Source organism: Ilyobacter polytropus DSM 2926 (assembly GCF_000165505.1).
GTDB lineage: Bacteria > Fusobacteriota > Fusobacteriia > Fusobacteriales > Fusobacteriaceae > Ilyobacter > Ilyobacter polytropus.
This window is the reverse complement of record NC_014632.1, coordinates 437706-457966: the sequence shown is the minus strand read 5'-3', so window position 1 is coordinate 457966 and position 20261 is coordinate 437706. Positions and strand designations below refer to the sequence as shown.

The window sequence follows — 20261 nt, the reverse complement described above, 5'->3', positions numbered from 1 at the left end:
GTACTTTCTTTTTGAATGGTTTTTTATTTTCTTCCCCTGCCATTGACAAAATCAGAATTAAGAATAGTCGAAATTTAAGAAATAACTGTGCATATTTTTTTATTAAAGTTTATATCATTCTTATTTTTGAATTTTCAAGTCGCAGGGCTTATACAGGAAAGAACCTGCACTCAGCCGTACTACAGAATAAGTTCCGCAGGGTACCGAGGACTGTAGCTCTCAAAGGCGATAAAAGAAATATATACTTCCTAGACATTTGAAAATTCTTGATTTTCTTTGGTTACTTTCTTTTATCAAGAAAAGAAAGTAATAAAGCTTTTGCTTTAATTTAAAAAGACCGCTCTTTTGTATGAGTGGTCTTTTCATATTCCTTCTATATTTTAAAGTTCTCTTCTTCCCTCTAGTGCCTTTGATATTGTGGCTATATCTGAAAACTCTATATTTCCACCCATAGGGATCCCACTGGCTATTTTAGTGACCTTGATTCCAAAGGGCTTTAAAAGATTGGTCAGATACATTGCCGTAGTCTCCCCCTCGAGATCTGGGTTCATGGCAAGTATGACCTCCTTTACATCCTCAGCTGCTACTCTCTCTACTAGAGATTTTATATTGAGCTTATCTGGAGTCATACCGTTTAGAGGGTCTATTTTTCCGTTTAAGACATGATATCTTCCCCTATACTTTTTCGCCTTCTCAAAGGAAACTATATCTCTGGTGTCCTCTACCACACAGATTATCTCATTGGTCCTATACTCATCTCGGCACACATCACATGTTTCCTCTTCTCCAAAATTTCCACAGATCACACATTTTTTCACAGAGGACTTTACATTTTTTATCGCCTCTGCAAAAATATTTACCTCCATATCATCCATCTCTAATACATGAAAAGCGAGCCTAGTTGCACTTTTTCTTCCTATTCCAGGGAGTTTATTAAATTCATCTATCAATCTTTCAAGGGATTTAGTAGCCATTGATTTCCTCCTCTAAACAAAAAAACTTATCTATCTTATTTTTAAAATAAATTAAAAGGATCCTCGTTTATCTTTGGTATATTATAACGCATTATATTAATATTTTCTAACTAAATATTCTTTTTTTATTTAATCAATGTAATAAAAAAATAAGAAAGAAAACAAAATCAAAAGGATTTCATTCTATTTATGATAATATAGATAGTAGAAGCCTCTATAGTAATTATTTAGAGAAAATTTTTTAAGGGAGGATGCTAATGATGAAAAAAATTGCCTTGCTTTTAACACTGTCTGTTTTAATAATTGGATGTTCAAAAGCCGATCCTAAAGAGGATATGATTGCCAAGACTGAGACCGCTATAGTCCAGGAGGATATCTCGGCTCTAGAAGCAGAGAAGATAGAAGCTGCTCGGATGGAAGCCGCGCGTATAGAGGCCGCCAGAATTGAGGCTGCCAAAATCGAAGCAGAGAAGATAAAGGCCGCTGAGATGGAAGCCGCTAGGATAAAGGCTGCCGAAATGGAAGCTGAAAAAATCAAAGCTGCCGAAATGGAGGCTGCTGAGATGGAAGCCGCTGCTGCTGCCAAGATGGATGATGCTGCCGATGAAATGACAAAGATGACTGCAGTTGAACCTACCGCTGACAGTATCGATGAAATGGTAGACGAGACAGTAGACGAACAGATCATGGAAGACGAAGCTACTTCAAAAGCTGTTGAAGAGGTAGTTATGGAAGAAGTACCGGCTGTTCCTGCCGAAGAAAAATCCTCTAAAGGTTTATTATTTGGATTTGGTGCTTTAGTAGCTGCAGTTGCAGTTTACTTTGTTTCCAAGAAAAAATAGTATAAAATAGCAGACAGTTAAAGGGAGGAGTTTCCTCCCTTTTTTCGTATGTTATACTTAGGAGGCGATCTTATGAATCACTTATTTACTCTTTTATTTCTTATTTTTTCAACTCTTGCTTTTTCAATGGATTTTTCATCTTTTGAGAAGCCGACAGACTCAGAACTAAAAAAAACCTTAACTGACTTACAGTATAAGGTCACACAGAAAAAGGGAACAGAAAGACCCTTTGATAATGAATACTGGGACAACAAAAAAGAAGGTATCTATGTAGACCTTATTTCAGGAGAACCTCTTTTTTCTTCTAAGGATAAATACAAGTCAGGTACAGGATGGCCTAGCTTTACGAAACCTCTTGTAGATGAAAATGTAGTCACAAAGAAAGATTTTTCTCTTTTCATGATAAGAACAGAGGTTCGGAGCAAATATGGAGATTCCCATCTAGGACATGTATTCAAAGACGGTCCCCCTCCTACAAATCTACGTTATTGCCTAAACTCTGCATCACTTCGTTTTATCCCAAAAGAAAAGATGGAAGAAGAAGGCTATGGAGAATTTTTAAAAGAATTTGAAGAATAAAAAATAGCTGACTATGTCAGCTATTTTTTATTCTATAGTCTTCCCTTACCAAATATCACTCTCTCGTCCTTACTCATTCCACAAGGTATACCAACCTTGTCAGAGAGTCTTTTTATCTCATCCATCACAAATCCCATGGCAGTATCTTCATTAATATCTTTTATATCACTTCCCATTGCAAAGGCAACTTCCGTCATCTTTTTAAAAATTTTATCTGAAGAAAATCCCTGAGCTTCAGATATAAAGGCACTGTTTTTTTCCTGCTGAATATTCTCCTCGTGATAATTTTTCTCCTCCATAGAGTATATATGACCCAAAACAGTGTTGTTATAAGAGATTCCTGCCATATAATTTCCATAGGTTATCTGCTCTCTCACATCATCATCTATAATGTCTTTATCGATTACATTCTCAAGGTTGGAAAATAATATTTTAATGGCTTGAAAAGCACAGGCATCTGTCATAGGCGTAGCAGCATCAGAAAGATAGGCTTCTACTGCATGCCTCAATGCATCTATACCGATTGCCCCCATTATCTTATTGGAAATCCCCTTTAAAAGATCAGAATCTGTCACTGTTATAATAGGAGTCGTACTTCTGTCTATAAGAATTTTTTCATCTTTATTTTTGTTCTTTTGAGTAAATATAGGTACCTCTCCTGTCATAAAAGAAGTTACATTTATAGCCACTAGGGGTAGACTCTCGTCACTTTTGGATATTCCGTCTTTAGAACGGATCATGAGAGACATTCCCTTGGCACAGTTTCTTGTGGAGTTTCCCCCAAAGGAGATTATAAAATCACAGTTTTCTTTTTTTAGCATATCCACCCCTGTGACAACGTCACTCATATCAGGACGGGCTTTGGTTTTATCATAAATCACATAATCTATTTCATTGTCATCTAGCATATCTTTCAACTGAGTAATAATCTCACTTTCTAATATAGATTTGCAAGTAACAACTATTGCCTTTTTCAGGTTGAGTTTTTTTATCTCTTTACCTGCCTGTTTCAAACATCCTGCCCCCATTAGACTCATAGGTGCTATAAAAAATCTATGCTGCATATTATCCCCCCAATACCTCTTTTCTATATTATAAGCTTATTTCACTAGCGATCTTTTGTCAATGTCTAAAATAAGAAAACTGCAGAAAGTATTCCCTGCAGCTACCATTTTTATTTGATAATGTTATCAACAAATCTCATTACTCAGAAAATGCACCCATTTTTCTGAATTTATCATATCTATCCTGAAGAAGTTCTTCTGTACTTTTTTCCTCTAATTCAGAGATTGCACCTAAAATTTGTTTTTTTACATTTTCTGTCATCTCATTATAATTCCTGTGGGCGCCTCCTACAGGTTCTAGGATGATGCCATCTATTATTCCTAGCTCTAACACACTGTCTGCAGATACTCTTAGACTTTCTGCTGCCTCAGGTGCCTTGGCAGCATCCTTAAACAATATCGCTGCACAGCCCTCTGGGGATATTACAGAATATATTGAGTTTTCACACATATATACTTTATCCGCCACTCCAAAGGCAAGGGCTCCTCCACTTCCACCTTCTCCGATTACAATGGCAGTTATAGGAACCTTTAGTCCGGCCATCTCCAGTAGATTTCTGGCAATAGCTTCTCCCTGTCCGTGCTTTTCAGCCTCGATTCCAGGATAGGCTCCAGGTGTGTCTATGAGGGTTATTACAGGCATATTAAATCTCTCAGCCATCTTCATTAGTCTAAGAGCCTTTCTGTACCCTTCCGGGTTTGCCATCCCAAAATTTCTGTGGATTTTTTCCTCTACTTCACGTCCCTTTTGATGACCTATGATCATCACTTTTTTACCGTCTATTTTACATATACCGGCAACTACTGCAGGGTCATCTTTATATAGTCTGTCTCCGTGGAGTTCCACAAAGTCAGTTGTTATATGCTCTACATAGTCTAGTGTATAGGGTCTTTTTGGATGTCTGGCCACCTGTACCCTGTCCCACGGACCAAGTTCTGAGTATATTTCCTTCATCTTTTCATTGTACTCATTTTTAAGTTTATCTATCTCTCCTGAAAGGTCTATATTTTTAGCCTCAGAAAATTCTTTTAATTCTACTATTTTTTTCTCTAATTCAAGTATATCCTTTTCAAACTCCATTTTATACCTCCTCCAACTGTTTTCCTACAAAAGATTTCCGAGGATTCTTGCAACTGTGTCTTTTAATTCCTCTCTTTTTGCCACAACATCAAGCATTCCGTACTTCAAAAGGAATTCACTCTTTTGAAACCCTTCAGGGAGCTTTTGTTTTATTGTCTGCTCGATAACTCTAGGTCCGGCAAATCCAATAAGGGCATCAGGTTCACTGATGTTGACATCTCCTAACATTGCAAAGGAAGCTGTAACTCCTCCGGTAGTTGGATTTACAGGTATTGATATAAATGGAAGACCCTTTCCTCTCAGTCTTTCTAAGGCTGCCGATGTCTTGGCCATCTGCATAAGAGATAATATCCCCTCGTGCATTCTAGCCCCTCCTGATGTAGATACGACTATTACAGGTAAGTTTTCATCTATTCCTCTTTCGATTGCTCTGGTTATCTTTTCTCCCACAACAGAACCCATACTTCCTCCTAGAAAGTTAAATTCCATTACAGCGATACTGACTGCAATACCGTTCATCGTTCCAGTACCAGATAATACACCGTCTTTCATCCCAACCTTTTCCTGGGTCTGGACATATCTCTCTGCATATCCCGGGAATCCCAATGGATCTACAGATATCATATCTTTGTCATACTCTACAAATGTTCCCTGGTCTATGAGAAGATCTATCCTCTCTTTAGAACTCATTACAAAATAATGATCACAGTTGGTACATTTTTTTAAGTTGTTCTCAATGTCACTCTTATAAAGAATTTCATTGCAACTAGGACACTTCACCCACAGTCCCGATATCTTTTCTTGCTTTGGTTTTGTTTTTACACTTCTATCTACACTTATGGTTGCATACTTCTTTTTACTTCTTGAAAAAATTCCCAATTTTATCACTCCTTCCGGATATAATAATAACGCCCGTTTTTTATCACAACTCACATTTTACACAATTTTACATTATATTTCAATGAGAATTTGCCCTGACCTCAATCATCCCTATAAAAACCCTATCTTCACCCTCTCTGATAAAAAGGTAAAACATAAGTTCTATGTTTAAGTATATATATCTTTTTACAGAAATTATAAATAATCTCTCTTTCAACCTGATTATATTTATGTTAAAATCATTATTAGAGTCAAAAGATTTCATCACGAATGAACACCGATAAAAACAAAGAAATAAAGATAAAAGACTTTGGCCACAGAGAGATCGGAGATAAAATGAGAGGTTCACAGAGAAGAACTATATAAAATCAAAAGATTTCGTCACGAATGTCACGAATAAAAGATAAAATATTTACACGAATAAGAATAAAAGATTTTTTGAATTTTTTGGCCATTGACAAAATAAGCGTTAAGAATAACTGATAGAAATCTCTAGAAAAAATCAACTGTCTGAGCGAAGCGAGTTTTGATTTTTACTTAGATTTCCGAAGGCATTTAGCTTATTTTTCACAGGCCTTGATTTTTGGTTACTTTTCATCAAGGAAAAGTAACGGTATTTAAAATTCAACATCAATTTCAAGGAGGAAAACACAAATGAAGAAAAAAATATTTATTTTATGTCTCACAGCTTCCATGATTTTTGCCCAGGGATGTACCAATCTAAAAAATATGACATCAACTTCTAAATCTGCCACAACCCAGGAGAATATAGCTTCTGCCGTAGATATAAACCAGGAGATCTTCGCAAGTGGAGATGCCCGTATAGAGGAGAGCGGAAAAGGTGTGGCCAAAATGAGGGCAAAACAAGATGCCAGAGAAAAACTAAGAAAGAAAATCTATAGAGAAAGTGAGACCATCCTAAAGGCCTACCTTTTAGAGATAAACTTTTATAGCAGAAAAATATCTGACCAGGTATTAAAGGATCTAGGAGAGTATGTAGCCGAAGGTATCTTATTTGAAGCAGAAGAAAAAACATCGTGGAGTGAAAATAATAAAATGTACATGGTGTTATCTGTTGATAAAGATGCCGTTCCTGTAAAAACAAAAGAAACCTTCATAACTCATATCGACAGCATCCAGGCAAAATTAAAACAAGTCCGAGAAAAAATCCAAAGCATCCCTGTAGAGGGTGAGACTTTTACTGAAACTACAGATTCCAACGATATCGAGACAGATATTATCCTAGAAGAAAACTCTCCCATCTTAGATGACAGCGACGAGTTCATAGATGTCCAGTTATAAAAATCTTTAAAATTTTACCACGAATAAACACCAATAAAGAACTTGGATAATCTGTTATAATTTGCATAATCGGCGTCAAAAATTTATCTTTTATTATCTATAGGCCCCCTATTCGTGTGTATTCGTGGTAATTTTTTTATCTCTAGCTTATTCTTGCTCTTATGTTAATCTTCTTGTATGTTTTTCTCCAAAGATGAGTCATAAAAATAGCTGTCATACCTCCACTGGTATCTATGATCACATCCCTGAAATGAGCTCCCCTCCCTGATACAAATATCTGATGAAATTCGTCAGAACAGGCATATATAAATACTATTAAAAGTACAATTTTTTTATTTTTTGAGCTTATGGAATTATCTGGAAAAATGAATTGTAAGAAAAAAGCTAGAAAAAAATAAATAATAAAGTGAGCCAATTTTCTCACAGAAAGAAGCATCCCGCCGTCAAAAATATAGTCTATGATCCTTGAGACAGCATCTGAGTGCTTTAAGGATCTACCTATATCTTCACTGGAAAATTTAAATATAATTATCATAATCAAAACAGATATAATTACAGAAAAATACTTTTTCATTTTTTCTCCCTTAAACTCCTAAAAAAAACTTATCTTTTGTCACGAATTACACAAATATGACGAATAAAACCTTAAAAGACCTAAAAAAAATTGGCTCACAGAGTTGCACAGAGTTAAAAAATAAGTTGCACAGAGAAAGCCTTTGAAAAATCTTTTTTTAGTCGCTGATCAACAAAAAATAGATGTTGCACAGATTCAGCAGATTAAAATCTGAGTCAATTTGCGTAATCTGCGACTATAATATTTTTTTCTTTGTCGCCGACTTTCACAGATTCAGCAGAAAAACCATACCACGAATGAACACGAATAAATCTTAAATGATAATTTCACCACTGCTCTATTCAAAAATAAACTTGGCACTGAGCATCATAAAACATATGTTACACAGAGAAAACATTTATAATAAAAGATCTATAGTCTTAGAAATCTATATTAATTCTCACTATAACTCTCTCTTTTCTCTCTGTACACAAGTTTAGTCTCTCAGAAGGAGCTCCAACAAAAAAGATCTACATCTTTTATCTATTAACTATTATCTATTCTCTATCAACTATTCTCTATTCTCTATCAACTATTCTCTAAATTATTTTTGCTAGTTTTAAGACTGCTAGTTAAAATCTTGATTATTTCTACCAAATCATTTTTTAATGATATCGCCATTCTTTCTTCAATATAATCTGTTTCAAACAATAGATCTATCCAGTACTCTGTTTCTGCTGCTTCTTTTAAAGAAATCGATAGTTTTGAAATAAAATCTTTTTTACTTTGTCCATAGAGTCCTTCTTTTAAGTTGGCTCCTATACTAGTCCCACTTCGTAGTATTTGCTTTGACAAGACAAACTCTTTCTTTTCAGAGCATAAATATTTATACAGCTTCACTATCCTCGTAGAAAATTTAAAAGCTTTATCATAAGCAATACTTCTCTTCATAATATTCAATCCTTTATCTATAATCTATTCTCTGTTCACTATTAACTATTATCTATAATCTATTAACTATTTTTTTAGTCTCTTTTATAAAGATCCCTTGTATAGATCTTCTCTTCTACATCTACAAGATCATCTGAAAGTCTATTTGTTACTATAACATCTGACATAGTCTTAAACTCATCCAAATCATTAATAACTCTAGACTTAAAGAAACTCTCCTCTTTAAGTGCAGGCTCATATACAACCACTTCAACACCCTTGGCCTTGATTCTTTTCATTATACCCTGCACAGCAGAATCCCTGAAGTTATCAGAATCTGTTTTCATAGTAAGCCTGTATATCCCCACAGTTTTAGGTTCTCTCTTTAATATCATCTCGGCTATATGATCTTTTCTAGTTGTGTTGGCGTCTACTATTGCACCAATTATATTATTAGGCACCTGGTCATAGTTTGCTCTAAGCTGCTTTGTATCCTTAGGCAAGCAATACCCTCCGTAACCAAAAGATGGATTGTTATAATGGTTTCCTATTCTTGGATCAAATCCAACCCCTTCTATAATTTGCTTAGCATCTAGACCTCTATGCTCTGCATAGGTATCAAGTTCATTGAAATAAGCAACTCTGAGAGCTAAATAAGTATTTGAAAATAACTTTACCGCCTCTGCCTCGGTTGAGTTGGTAAATAGAATATCGATATTTTCTTTTATAGCTCCCTCTGCCAAAAGATTGGCAAACTTTTCGGCTCTCTCTGATTTTTCCCCTACTATTATTCTTGACGGATATAAGTTGTCATAAAGCGCCTTCCCTTCCCTCAAGAATTCAGGTGAGAAAATAATGTTGTCTGTATCAAACATCTCCCTTACTTTTTCTGTATATCCTACTGACACCGTAGATTTCACAATCATAGTTGCTTCTGGATTGATGGCCAGTACATTGGCTATTACAGCTTCTACTGTTCTTGTGTTAAAGTAGTTTTTATCTGGATCGTAGTTAGTAGGAGTAGATATGATAACATATTCTGCATTTTCATAGGCCTTGTAGGCATCTGTAGTAGCTATAAGATTTAACTCTTTATTTGCAAGAAAATCTTCTATCTCATTATCTGCTATAGGGGATTTTCTGTTATTTATCATATCCACCTTTTCCTGTATCACATCCAATGCCACTACCTCGTTATTTTGAGCTAATAACACTGCATTTGACAATCCTACATATCCAGTTCCAGCTACACATATTTTCATTTTTTTATCCCCCATTATTTTAATTAATAATTAATAGAGAACAGTGAATAGATTTTTTACTCTGTTCTCTATGCTCTATCATCTCTAAACTGCTCTTCTTGTACCAATCTACAAACTTTCTAATACCTTCCTCAAAAGTAAGAGATGGATTATATCCTGTCATTTCTTTTAGCTTAGTCACATCTGCATAGGTTCTGTCAACATCTCCTGGCTGCATAGGTAATCTGTTTATCTTTGCTTTTATTCCCACAACTTTTTCTATAGTTTTTATCATTTCAGCTAGAGAAACAGGACTGTTGCTTCCTATATTAAATATCTCATATACATTCTCATTATTTTCTACATAATCTATAGATCTGCATATACCATCTACGATGTCAGCTATATAAGTATAATCCCTTGATGTACTTCCATCACCATATACCGGGATTTCCTCTCCAGCTAGAATCAAGCTTGTAAACTTATTGATAGCCAGGTCCGGTCTCTGTCTAGGTCCATATACAGTAAAAAATCTTAAAAATGCCATATTTATCTTGTAAAGAGAATGGTATACATGACCCATTACTTCATTAGATTTTTTAGTTGCTGCATATGGAGATATTGCATAATCCACTACATCCGTCTCTTTAAACGGAACTACCTTATTGTTTCCGTATACAGATGAACTAGAAGCTGCAACTATATTTTTAACCCCATATTTTCTACAGCATTCCAAAATATTTTGTGTTCCTCTTCCATTTACTTCTTGATATAAAATAGGATCTTCAATAGAAGGTCTTACTCCAGCTCTAGCAGCCAAATGAACAACTGTGTCTATCTTATTTTCGGAGAAGATTTTTTCAAGAGATTCTAGATCTCTAATATCCACAACCTCAAGGATATAGTTTTCAGAGTCAACTGTTTCTTTTAGTCCTTTCAATCTTTTTACTTTTTCTAACTGTACATTGTCAATTGTACATTGTACATTCCCTGTGCTCTCCAAAGTATTTTCTACCTTGATAGACAAATCATAGTAGTCATTAAAATTATCGACACATATTACTCTATTTCCTTCTTTTAGTAATTTTTCTACTAGGTGTGAACCAATGAAGCCAGAAGCTCCTGTCATTAAATATGTTTTCATTACTATCTTCCCCTTTGATTATAAAATGTAGAATTATGAATCAAATTTATTTAAATTGGAATGGCAACCTTTTTTTAGACAATTTTTTTAAGGTTATTTATTTGCACTCTATTGTAGCCTATCCATTCCGTTTAATAATATTTATGATTTTACTTTTACCTCTAGATATAATAAATGTTTCTGTTAACTTTAAATGTGCTTAAATCACTGTAGCCCTTAATTTATAATACCACCAAAAGTTATTTTATGATATTCAACTTTCTTAATAATTGAATCTGAATACTTCTAAAACTACTACTTGATTGAAATACTAACAATGCTATAGTTAAACCTACTACACTTAAGTAGAAACCTTTAAAAATAAAGTCACTCCAAAAATTAACAGCAAAACATAACTTATTATCTACAGTTACTATCAAAATAAAAATTAATACTGATCTTAATACATTAATTATAAATACCTTCAGATACTCTATGGCTCCTTTAGCAAAACATCTTTTAAATACTAATATTGGTTTTAATAATAAAATTATTATTAAATTAGATATTAGTGTTCCTATTATAACACCGTTTAAACCAAGTTTCTGAACTAAAATTAACGATAGAAACAAATTAATAAATGATTCGAGTATTGGGACATATATATCGTCATAAAACCCTGAATTATTTTTAAAAATTTCAATTGGCTGTCTAGTCATTTGAATAAATAAGTTTATCAATATAAGAGATAATGTTAGTCCTGGAAGTAAAAATTCATCTCCCATCCATAATCTAATAAATGGTTGGAATAATATATAACAACATGAAACTATTACACTTGATACAAGCACATATCCCTGATAAACTTTTTCCCATTTTATATATATTTTATCATTTGTACTTTCTGCAATATATTTTCCTATACCAGGACTTATTGCTGGGCTTATCACTCCGGTTACTGTTACTACCATAGTATAAACTATTAGATATGTTGAGTATACGGCAACTGTATTAAGCGAAGTGAATTTTGTAAGAACTATAAAATCAGTATTAAAAACAACTACTGACCCAATTTTATGCCAAAACAAATTTTTCATATCTTTAAAAATCTGTTTTTCAATTAAATTAACTTTTTTAATATATACATAATTTCTTTTATACTTTCTAACATAAAAAATCCCACTTAAAATATTTTCAAGTGTTATTACAAATAAAAACCAAAAGAAAGATTTAAAATAAATTAATATTAATAATTGTGCTACTTTTACAAGTAATTTACAACTTCCTTGAACTCTTCTTACATAGGAGTAATTTTGATCAGCAGTAAATAAAATACTATACTTTGCAAATCTATAATTCAAAGCTAAATTAATTATATATATCGACCAATATATATATGTCCAAAATCCAAAATTTGAGTTTTCTAACAGGTGTGGAATTAGAAAAAAAGATGCTGCTCCAAGAATCAATATTATTAAAGAAATTTTCTTGTAAAAACTCTTTAAAGTATTCATCACTATACTGATCTGAGTAGTGTCTTTCTCAGCTAAAGGTCCGTACAATGCATAAGCTGATGCAGAAGCAATACCTAAATCTGCCAAGTTCAAATATGCAACCATTTGATTAAAAAACCTCATTAATCCAAGAGTTTCCATCCCTAAGTATTTCACAAAATATTTATTTATTACAAATTGAAACACTCCTATCACTAAAGTAAAAAAAAGATTTATGTAAATGTTTTTCAAAGTTTTCAGACCTTTATCCCTCCTTACTTAATTCTCATATTATTGTCAAATTGTCCAAGTTCTATACACAATCAAGTTATCAAGTTTTTTAATAACCTTTTTAAAAGCATATAAAATTTATCATATTTTTGGATTAATTTAGTTGTTAGTAAGTTATTTGAAGATTGCAAGATAATTAAATAACTTGAATGCCTGTTCAATTTAAATTTAAATTTTGTTTTCTTTAGAAAATTTAAATACCTTAATACCTCTTTATTGTATTCACTAATTTTATATTTAGAAGTTAAGAACAAGAAAGATAATTGTTTAGCTATTAATAGCTTAAGCTCAACATTTATGTCTTTATTAGAATAAAAGTTATTTAATTCTTCATAAACTAAATATAAATCATTTGCTTTTTTAAGGTTAATACTTCCAGTTATGCTGTCATCTCTTTGCATATAATGGACGTATGCTTTATTAATTTTCCCTATACGTTTTCCATAAAACGCCAGCTGTGCAACAGTTGCTAAGTCCTCTCCTAAAGTTAGTTTTTCTGGATGGAAAATATCATTTTCATGATATAATGAGGTCTTAAACATCTTATTCCAAACTGCAAAATAACCTTTCTCTTTAAAAAGATAGTTTTCTAAATATTTTTTACCAGTTAAAACTTCTTCTTCATTAATGTTTATTTCATCCGTATAGATTATGCTCTTTCCATTATAATCACAATAAAAATCTGTAATAACTATATCTAGACTATTCTTTTTTGCCTCTTCGTATAAATCCTTTAGATACTCTCCCTCTACCCAATCATCACTGTCAATATGTAAAATATATTCTCCTTTAGCTATTTTTATTCCGGTATTTCTAGCTGAAGATAGGCCACCATTTTCTTTTTCAACACTAACTATTCTATCATCTATTTGAGCATACTCTTTTATTATCTCTTGACTATTATCTGGTGAACCATCATTTATAATTATAATCTCTACCTCTTTTAAACTTTGGCCAATAAGGCTATCTAAACATTTTTTTAAATACCTTTCTGTATTATATACTGGAATTATTACACTTATTTTTATATCTTGCATAGTTATTGTTCCACCTCATTTTTAAAATGTATTCTTTGTTTTTATCGATTTTAATATCTACTTGTCAAAATATAAGTGTAACACTTTTCATAAAGTCAAATATTTACTTTTGGTTAAGAAGAATCTCTTTAATGTTAGGGTTAGAAAAGTAATCCTTATACTGTTCATAGTTTTCACAGTTTATTTCCCCTATTTTTTTTGCAGGAATTCCACCCACGATAGTAAATGGTGGCACATCTTTAACAACGACCGCATTAGATCCTACTATAGAATTTGGACCGACTTTCACATTTCCTAAAACCTTAGCCCCTGGACCTATAAATACATTATTTAAAAGTTGAGGAGGGTTTTCTCCACTTTTTCCTCCTATCGTACACCCTTGAGCTATCGTTACATAATCCCCTATTTTAGAGTCCTTATTAATCACTACTCCTATTCCTTTATGCATTAATATAAATCCCTTTCCAATTTTTGTTTGCCCAGAAATTTCACACGAGTATATAATACGAATCAACCTTTTAATTATTCCTGGTAATATTTTTATTTTTTTTGTATAAAAAGCTATCTATTTTAATTATTCTCAATAACATTATATTCCTCCAATTTTTTACTCTTATATAATTTTTCTAATAATTTTTCCCATTGTTTTTTTATTACTTCTGAATTATGCCTTTTTCCTAGTTCAATACTTTTTAAAGAATACTCTTCATAATTTTTATAGACACCATGCACAGCCTCTACAAATTTATCCTCATTCCATTCCTTCTCTAATAAAACACCATTTCCTTGAACAATATCACTAGCAGCTTCATATGTATCTCTCAGAATTATCGGTAAACCTCTTCTCATTGCCTCAATACTAGATATAGGGTATCCTTCGAAATCGCTTGTCATAATAAAAATTCCACTCTCATCTAGCTTTTCTTTAACTTGGTTAGTTTTCCCATGAAAAATTACATTCTGTAAGCCGAGTCCCGCTCTGAGTGCTTCAAGCACCTTTCTATCTTTACCATCTCCATAAATATTAAGAGTGTATTCAGGTAATTTTTTCATTGCATTAATTGCTAGATCAAACCTCTTTGAATCATTTTCTACTCTTGCAATCATTATTAAATTTTTCTTTTTTTCTTTTTCTTCCTCTAACAATGGTAATTCAGAGCTATGTCTTATGCAAACTACTTTTTTTTCAGATAAATTAAGTTTGTTTTGAATTTTTTTTTTATTCTCAGGGGAAAGAGCAACAACTTTGTCAACAGTAAATTCTAAATTATCAATCAGGTTTCTTTCATTGTTAAAATAACCCTTACATTTTATCCATTCATCTATTTGAGTGTGTTGAACTAATATTTTTTTACAACCGCCTTCTAAAACTTTCAAACTTTGTGGTGTTTTCAATATACATATATCTTTATCCAATTTAGATATTTTATTTCTATAAATTTTCATTGTTAAATCAATTTTAAATAAAAGTTTAATATATTTAAATAATCTACTTCTTAGTTTTATAAAAATAATATTTGAAAAACCAAAAACTGTTATAACATCTTCAACTCTAAATAATTCATTTTTTTTATGTGATTTATCATGACATACAAAAGTCAATTTTGAAGGAAAACATGATTTTAGAAATCTTCCAAAACTCTCTATTCCTCCTTGCACTGATGGATGTGTTATATCCATTAAAAATAATATTTTCATAAATTAGATTACTCCTTCTTCGCCTTGACACTCTCTAAAACTATTCGTCAATTCTTCAAACAATTTTTCCCAATGGACTTTTATGGTCTTTGGATTATGCCTTTTTCCTAGTTCAATACTTTTTAATGAATATTCTTCATAGTTTTTATATACCTCATATACAGCTTTTACAAATTTATCCTCATTCCATTCCTTCTCTAATAAAACACCATTTCCCTGAACAATATCACTAGCAGCTTCATATGTATCTCTAAGAATTATCGGCAATCCTCTTCTCATTGCTTCTATATTTGTAATTCCATATCCTTCATAATCACTAGTCATAATAAATATTCCGTTCTCATCTAGCTTTTCTTTAACTTTGTTAGTCTTTCCATGAAAAATAACATTTTTTAAAGCTAGTTTAGCTCTGAGTGTTTCGAGTATCTTTCTATCTTTTCCATCCCCATAAATATTAAGATTATAATTTGGTAACTTTTTCATAGCCTTCATTGCTAAGTCAAATCTTTTAGAAGTATTGTCTAGCCTAGAAATCATAATTAAGTTCTTACTTTTTTCTTTTTTTTCTTCTAATAAAGGAAGTTCGCAGCTATGTCTTATACAAACAACTTTTCCTTTTTCTAATTTAAATGTATTTTCAATAAGCTCCTTATCTTTTGGAGAAAGAGCAACAAATACATCTAATTCTTTTTCAGCTTTTTCTATTAATTTATTGCTATTAAAAAAGTTGGACTTACTTTTTATTAAGTTACTGACATTGGTATGCTGAACAAGAATTTTTTTACACTTTTTATTAACAATTTTAATATCTTTTGGAGAGGCTAATATAGATATCCCATCAAATGACTTTAACTGTTTTTTATAGATTAAATTTAAAACATCCTTTTTAAATGCCTCTCTAGATATCTTTGAAAAAGTTCTTCCAATTAAATGAAAGTATTTATTATTTTGAAATGCTGAAATATTTTTTAAGTCTATAATATTAAAGAGAATATCTTCTTTTTTAGGTATCACAGTAGTTACAAAAAAAGCATCCTCGTTAAAATATTTTTTTAAAGTTCTTAAAAATGTTTGTATTCCTCCCTGAGTTCCCGGATGTTCTCTAATTGTTAATAACATTAACCTCATAATCATTCTCCTTTATACTAAAAACTTTGCTCTTAATTATCATTATTAATTTTTTGATCCCAATAACTACCCAGCTTATAGTCCCATTCGCGTGGATTAAAGCTTTGAAACCCACATGCATGACAAAAAGTTAGTTCGTTAAAATAAATATTGTCATCCACTTCGAAAAAATCTACTCTGACATAATCAAAATCTTTAGATAATTTTTTAGCTAAGCTTATCATTTTATCAAAATTTTTAGGTTTTTCTAACTCTTTCCCATCGTCTCTTCTGCTAAGCTCAAAAGGTAATTTATTAAAATTTTCATCAAACATTTGCCTAGGATAGTCTTTCATATCATTTTCTTTTCCATAATCATACATGAAAATACATTTAAACTCCCCCTTTGAATTAAAGCAGTGAAATTTATAGTCGTCCACTAACCCTTTTTTTGTCATTAAAAGATCCTCTATAATAATTAATGGTTTTATTTCCTCATAATAGTACTCTATTGTTAAAATTCCAAATTTTTCATTGAGCTGCCTGTGCAATTCTTTTGCAACATTCTCATAATAAGTTTTAGATTTATCTTTTACTATCTGAACTGGTCCGCTATTATGATTTGCTTTTGCTACAAATTTATTTGGGAGATTGTTCCATTGTTTTTCTGTTAATTTTTTAGTCACTAAATGAAGCGGAATAAGGTAATCCTCTCCTATCTTTTCCTTCACATACTCTCTTGCTCTATACTTATCTGAGCACAGAGAATATAAAGGATTTTTATCATATAATTTTCTATATTGTATCTTTTCATTAAAAGTTTTTGGTTTTTTCAAATTCATTAAGTATCCTAAATGGTATAATCCTGAAATTTTTATAAAAATTTCATCAGATAAATTTTTTCTAAGTATCAACTTTATTTTTTTTTTAAGCATCCTAGCTCTCCTCGTCTTTAATTTTTTATAATTTTATTGCCAATAAAATTTACATGAATATATCTATTTTTTGTGTTTTATAGCCTTCTGCTTCGTTTTTGAATTAGAAATTTCTCTTCTTAAAATTGCTTATTTTGATTTATGCCTTACCCATATTTTATTTTTTATAATATATTTTAATTTAGCTTTATAAAAAAATTTATAAAATAAAAAAGAAGATTCTCCTTCATAAAAAATACTTTCTTTATAGTCTTTAAAATCTCCAGTGAAAGATAAATACTTTATATATTTTTCTTTTGTGATATTTTTAAATATTCTTTTATCAAAGTAACCTTTGCTATCGTTCTCAAGGTGCAACTTTTTAACTGTATTTTCTATAAATGTTTTTGATTTAAAGGTTTTTCCTTTTAAAGCTGAAATTGAACCAAACTCCTTGATTCCTTCTATTTCTTCCTCTGAAAAATAAAACCCTCTTGCTTCAAGTTCTCTCTTTAAGACCACACTTAAAACTTTTATTCTTTCTACATATTTGTTGTTAGTATTTGATGTTATACTTTTTTTATGTATTCTGTACTCTAATAAAACTTTGTTCAGACCATAAAATTTTCCATACCTTGTTGCCTCAAGCCACAAAGCCCAGTCTTGAGCAAATTTGCATTCTACATTGTATTTTAAGTTGTTTTTTAAAAGAAAAGACTTCCTCATCATTATTGTAGGATGAGTTAAACAATTTTCATAAAGTAATCTTTTCTCAATTTCTTTGTGACACTCTGGTGGATAAAGTTTCTTTTTAACCCATTTATTTCCCCCTACAAATATTTCCACTCCACCTGCTAAAACATCTATATCTTCATTTTTTTCTAAAAATTCTACTTGAAGTTTTAGTCTGTCTTTTTTACAAATATCATCTGCATCCATTCTTGCAATATATTTTCCTTTTGCAGCCTCTATCCCTTTATTTAATGATGTTGGTAGACCTAAATTTTTGTTGTTTTTTATTAAAATTATTCTTTTTTCATTATAGCTTTCTATTATTTTTACGCTGTCATCTGTTGACCCGTCATCTATTATTACAAATTCAAAATTTTTATAACTTTGTCTTAATATGCTTTCTAAAGCTTCTTTTAGATACTTTTCTCCATTAAATACTGCCATCACTACCGAAACTAATTCCATCTTTAACTCCTTTAAAATAAAACTTCTAATATATAATTAGAATATTCTAGTGCACTATTATTTATAGTTCTCAATGCATAAATAACAAATATAAACATTATCATTATTAACTTACAAACTTTCTTCATTTTGATACTTTTAAACGTTATAAATATATAACTCCATATAATTGGAATTACAAAATAAGGTGTTATTCTAACAAAAATATACTTGTAGTTTAATAATAAATTAGTTAATAATATCAAATAAAAATAATATTCAAAAATAAATTTATCCAGCCTATTAAATTTTTTCCTATTTAAAATAACTACAATGAATGGTACATAATATTCAATAAAATTTAGGATATTAAACTTTATTCCTAATAGTTCATCTTGTCTAAGATACATCATATAATAGTCACTTTCAGGTAGATAACTTATAACTTTAGTTAGAAATACATTTCCTAAAAACAGACCTACCACTAAACTAAAAACAAATAACTTTTTTTTTGTTTTTAGTTTTAATGGATTTTTCAAAATTTTATAAAAAGGAAGAAATAAAATAACCGTATTATGAAATACACTGGCAAGACAAATTAATCCAATATATTTTTTGGGCTTTTTCTTTAAAATATATATCATTGAAAGTGCTAATATACTTGCCGCAATTCCTTGCTTTATTATGTTTTGTGTTAATTGCGTCATACCTATACCCAAAAACATAAAAACAGCATAAAAATATTGTTTTTTGAAAAAAAAATTAAAACTTTTAAAAAATAATATTAGTATTGATGTCGTCGTAAATGCTTTAAATAACTCATATTCTATTTTTAACGAGTTTGCTAATAAATTTAAAATTTTTAACCCTAAACCTGATCTTCCTAAGTTAAATAAATCCTGATAATTAGCAGAATAATAATGTCTTTCATACAATGTATTATCTGTTCCCATCTCATGTGTAAAACCAAATAAAAGAATTAAAATAAGAAAATTAAAAAATTTTAATATTGATATTTTTATTGGATATCTTTCTTTAAAAACTGTGAACATATAGAAGACTAAAAATATGACTAAATATAGTATGAAATTATTATCTATCTTCATACCACATTTCTCCCATTTTATAATCCCATTCTCGAGGTTCTATTTTTTCCCATCCACTTCCATGGCAAAAAGTTAATTCTCCAAAATAAATTTCTCCATCTAAATTATATAAATCTACTCTGCAGTAATTAAAATTTTTAACTAATTTATGAGCTATTTCTTTCATCTGATTAAATTTTTTAGGTTCCGATAAAATTTCATTAGACCTTTTGTAAGTTTGCTTCAAGTCTAAAAGCTCCCAATTTTCACCATACCAATCTCTACTATGATCTTCAAATCTTGATAAATCAACCTGTATAATGTAAGATGGTTTTCCCCCATTTACAAACGTATGAAATTTAAGGTCCATTGGAATATTACCATTTTCATCTAACATTAGTTTTTCTACTAAAATTCTTGGTCTCTTTACATCATAGTATAATTCATCTATTTTATGACCAATTTTCATATCTAAATACTTATTAAATTGTTTACATAACTTAATAATATCTTCTTTATTTTTATCCCATATTACTTTTATATTTTCGCCTCCTGAACCATTACTTGTTTTTATAACAAAACTTTTTGGAAGATTTTCTATATCTTTAGGAGTAATTTTTTCATAATAACCTAAAAGTGGAATTAAATACTCTTCTCCTATTATTTCTTTTACATAATCTCTTACTACTATTTTATCTGTAAAATTTGATAAAAATTCTGAATCACAATTTAGTTTTCTATATTGAATTTTTTCATTCCATGTCTTAGATTTTTTTAAGTTTAGTCTATATCCATGGGTTAAATAAAACCTTAACTTTAGATACCATAATTTTGGCATAACCATCCTCAAACTGTCTCTTATAACATTCTTTAACATTCTTTTTAATCTCAT

General features: G+C 30.7%; 20 protein-coding genes. 3 read left to right on the top strand and 17 right to left on the bottom strand.

The genetic code is table 11. The annotated features are described in order from the left end of the window. Positions 1–380: 380 nt before the first annotated feature. Positions 381–974, bottom strand: coding sequence for a recombination mediator RecR (gene recR / locus ILYOP_RS02130; RefSeq protein WP_013386864.1), 594 nt, complete (start codon positions 972–974; stop codon positions 381–383). A 257-nt stretch (positions 975–1231) separates the two neighbouring features. Here recR and ILYOP_RS02125 point away from each other — a divergent pair, with 257 nt between their 5' ends. After that, complete coding sequence (locus ILYOP_RS02125; RefSeq protein ID WP_041920985.1) at positions 1232–1816, top strand: hypothetical protein; 585 nt, start codon at positions 1232–1234, stop codon at positions 1814–1816. A gap of 72 nt (positions 1817–1888) precedes the next feature. Continuing rightward, on the top strand, positions 1889–2395 hold the full coding sequence (gene msrB, locus ILYOP_RS02120; protein ID WP_013386862.1) for a peptide-methionine (R)-S-oxide reductase MsrB: 507 nt from the start codon (positions 1889–1891) through the stop codon (positions 2393–2395). 32 nt (positions 2396–2427) lie between these two features. On the opposite strand, the gene ILYOP_RS02115 is transcribed toward msrB, so the two are convergent. From ILYOP_RS02115 to accD, 3 genes are all read right to left on the bottom strand, one after another. Beyond that, positions 2428–3459 (bottom strand): iron-containing alcohol dehydrogenase, encoded by a 1032-nt coding sequence (locus tag ILYOP_RS02115; protein WP_013386861.1) that lies wholly within the window; start codon positions 3457–3459, stop codon positions 2428–2430. Positions 3460–3598: 139 nt separating this feature from the next. Next, the gene (locus tag ILYOP_RS02110; RefSeq protein ID WP_013386860.1) at positions 3599–4540 is read right to left on the bottom strand and encodes an acetyl-CoA carboxylase carboxyltransferase subunit alpha; all 942 of its coding nucleotides are present in this window, start codon (positions 4538–4540) and stop codon (positions 3599–3601) included. A gap of 24 nt (positions 4541–4564) precedes the next feature. Next, entirely contained in the window at positions 4565–5419 is an 855-nt protein-coding gene (gene accD, locus ILYOP_RS02105; protein ID WP_013386859.1) for an acetyl-CoA carboxylase, carboxyltransferase subunit beta, read from the bottom strand. Between the two features lie 654 nt (positions 5420–6073). Here accD and ILYOP_RS02095 point away from each other — a divergent pair. Beyond that, positions 6074–6721: a hypothetical protein gene (locus ILYOP_RS02095; protein ID WP_013386858.1), complete on the top strand. Its 648-nt coding sequence runs from the start codon at positions 6074–6076 to the stop codon at positions 6719–6721. A gap of 142 nt (positions 6722–6863) precedes the next feature. Here the strand turns inward: ILYOP_RS02095 and ILYOP_RS15055 are convergent, their stop codons facing one another. From ILYOP_RS15055 to ILYOP_RS02030, 13 genes are all read right to left on the bottom strand, one after another. Next, a complete protein-coding gene (locus tag ILYOP_RS15055) occupies positions 6864–7295 on the bottom strand; it encodes a VanZ family protein (RefSeq protein ID WP_013386857.1) in 432 nt (143 codons plus the stop codon). 567 nt (positions 7296–7862) lie between these two features. Next, complete coding sequence (locus ILYOP_RS02085) at positions 7863–8225, bottom strand: four helix bundle protein (protein WP_013386856.1); 363 nt, start codon at positions 8223–8225, stop codon at positions 7863–7865. 74 nt (positions 8226–8299) lie between these two features. Beyond that, on the bottom strand, positions 8300–9466 hold the full coding sequence (locus ILYOP_RS02080; protein ID WP_013386855.1) for a nucleotide sugar dehydrogenase: 1167 nt from the start codon (positions 9464–9466) through the stop codon (positions 8300–8302). Between the two features lie 19 nt (positions 9467–9485). After that, positions 9486–10589, bottom strand: a complete 1104-nt coding sequence (locus ILYOP_RS02075; RefSeq protein ID WP_013386854.1) for a GDP-mannose 4,6-dehydratase — start codon at positions 10587–10589, stop codon at positions 9486–9488. Positions 10590–10828: 239 nt separating this feature from the next. Further along, the gene (locus tag ILYOP_RS02070; RefSeq protein ID WP_222838865.1) at positions 10829–12238 is read right to left on the bottom strand and encodes a lipopolysaccharide biosynthesis protein; all 1410 of its coding nucleotides are present in this window, start codon (positions 12236–12238) and stop codon (positions 10829–10831) included. Positions 12239–12384: 146 nt separating this feature from the next. Beyond that, positions 12385–13389, bottom strand: coding sequence for a glycosyltransferase family 2 protein (locus ILYOP_RS02065; RefSeq protein ID WP_013386852.1), 1005 nt, complete (start codon positions 13387–13389; stop codon positions 12385–12387). Between the two features lie 103 nt (positions 13390–13492). After that, positions 13493–13837 (bottom strand): hypothetical protein, encoded by a 345-nt coding sequence (locus ILYOP_RS02060; RefSeq protein WP_049774843.1) that lies wholly within the window; start codon positions 13835–13837, stop codon positions 13493–13495. Positions 13838–13959: 122 nt separating this feature from the next. Continuing rightward, positions 13960–15087 (bottom strand): glycosyltransferase, encoded by a 1128-nt coding sequence (locus ILYOP_RS02055; protein ID WP_013386850.1) that lies wholly within the window; start codon positions 15085–15087, stop codon positions 13960–13962. A gap of 3 nt (positions 15088–15090) precedes the next feature. Next, positions 15091–16215, bottom strand: a complete 1125-nt coding sequence (locus tag ILYOP_RS02050; RefSeq protein ID WP_013386849.1) for a glycosyltransferase — start codon at positions 16213–16215, stop codon at positions 15091–15093. 32 nt (positions 16216–16247) lie between these two features. Continuing rightward, a complete protein-coding gene (locus tag ILYOP_RS02045) occupies positions 16248–17129 on the bottom strand; it encodes an ATP-grasp fold amidoligase family protein (protein ID WP_013386848.1) in 882 nt (293 codons plus the stop codon). A gap of 129 nt (positions 17130–17258) precedes the next feature. Next, a complete protein-coding gene (locus ILYOP_RS02040) occupies positions 17259–18305 on the bottom strand; it encodes a glycosyltransferase (protein WP_013386847.1) in 1047 nt (348 codons plus the stop codon). Between the two features lie 11 nt (positions 18306–18316). Continuing rightward, positions 18317–19390 carry an EpsG family protein gene (locus ILYOP_RS02035; protein WP_013386846.1) on the bottom strand — a complete coding sequence of 358 codons (1074 nt, stop codon included), beginning with the start codon at positions 19388–19390 and terminating at the stop codon, positions 18317–18319. After that, entirely contained in the window at positions 19377–20261 is an 885-nt protein-coding gene (locus tag ILYOP_RS02030) for an ATP-grasp fold amidoligase family protein (protein ID WP_013386845.1), read from the bottom strand. Before ILYOP_RS02030 ends, ILYOP_RS02035 begins: the two co-directional genes overlap by 14 nt.